At 63.0% G+C, this 1,307-nt stretch carries 1 protein-coding gene and 1 pseudogene; both read left to right on the top strand.

Annotated features, from left to right (window positions below; genetic code table 11):
- Window positions 1-261: 261 nt before the first annotated feature.
- A pseudogene (locus tag ACJ4V0_RS21490) lies at window positions 262-396 on the top strand (IS3 family transposase); the annotation flags it as partial.
- 71 nt (window positions 397-467) lie between these two features.
- The gene (locus ACJ4V0_RS21485; RefSeq protein WP_448301647.1) at window positions 468-1,214 is read left to right on the top strand and encodes a GMC family oxidoreductase; all 747 of its coding nucleotides are present in this window, start codon (window positions 468-470) and stop codon (window positions 1,212-1,214) included.
- Window positions 1,215-1,307: the final 93 nt, after the last annotated feature.

The following is a 1,307-nucleotide window of genomic DNA, read 5'->3' as shown; positions in this document are numbered from 1 at the left end:
GCGTCGGTAGCGGAGGCCCGGCCGTCCTCCTCGGCGTCACGCGCGAGGCGCTTGAGCAGTTCTGGCGAGATCTCGTTGCGGAAGCGATGGACCCGGCCATCTGTGATGAGGTTTCCAAAGAGCGGCTTAGAGCTGAGTTCATCTGACGTTGCCCCCAACTTTTATCCAGCCTTGAGTTCGTTCCGGCGGTCCAAAGAATGGGACCGGATCAATCGAGAACAGAGTCCAGTTATGAACGAGGGCAAATAGGGGGCAACGTCACTGGTTCTCGATCACGAGCATGAGCATCCGTCCCGCTGGGCGGCGATCACGTCGATCGCGGCGAAGTTCGGATCCACGTGGCCGACCCTGAACGATTGGGTGAAGAAGGCGGAGGTAGACGCCGGCAAGCGGGCGGCGTAGGACTCAAGCAATCCGCCTTCCGCCAAACCCAGTGCGGCTCCCAGCACAATTCGATCTTGGCGTACATGGGTTCGGCTATCGCTAAGCCGATCCATTCAGCAGCCCGTTGGATCTTCGTATGCGCTCAAGCATGGGCAGGAGACGGCTTTATGGATGAAGCTGCAGACATCGTCATCGTCGGTGCCGGTTCGGCCGGTTGTGTGATGGCCGCGCGACTGGCGGAAGACGCGGGCCGACAGGTCGTGCTGATCGAGGCCGGCAGCGACACGCGGTCGATGCGCGTGCGCCAGCCCGACCAATGGCCGTTGCTCTGGGACGATGCCGAGAACTGGGGGTACGGCACCACGCTTCAGAGCGGCCTTGGGCTGCGCAGTATTCCTTTCCCCCGGGGCAAGGCGCTCGGCGGCACCAGCGCCATCAACGCGATGATCGCCATGCGCGGTGATCCGGCGGACTTTGACAATTGGCGAGACCTAGGCAACCCCGGCTGGGGATGGACGGACGTGCTTCCCTACTTCAAGCGTTTGGAGGACCATGTTCTTGGCGGGTCAGCGCTCCACGGAGTGGGCGGACCATTGACGGTGTCTGCGCAGTCTTCGCCCAGCCCGATCACGCAAGCCTTCATTGAAGCCGCCTTGGCCAGTGGGCACCGCTCCAACCATGACTTCAACGGGGAGCACTTGGAGGGCGCAGGTCTGTACCACGTCTCAATCCGCAATGGGGAGCGCTGCAGCACTGCAGTGGCTTACCTCGGCCCTGCCATGGAGCGGCCAAACATGCGCGGACGCCGACGCGAGCCTTCGTGCCGCTGAGCTTCGATCCGGGCGAGGCCTACCAGTTCGACTGGAGCCACGAGGCGATCGAACTGAACGGGCTTCCGGTGACGGTGAAGGCGGCGCAAATGC

Source organism: Phreatobacter aquiterrae, assembly GCF_053471285.1.
Note: the sequence above shows the minus strand (reverse complement) of the source record. Positions and strands in the feature narration are given on the sequence as shown.

Coding starts and splice junctions, on each gene's coding strand:
- ACJ4V0_RS21485 (WP_448301647.1), top strand. CDS start 468: ATGGGTTCGGCTATCGCTAAGCCGATCCATTCAGCAGCCCGTTGGATC.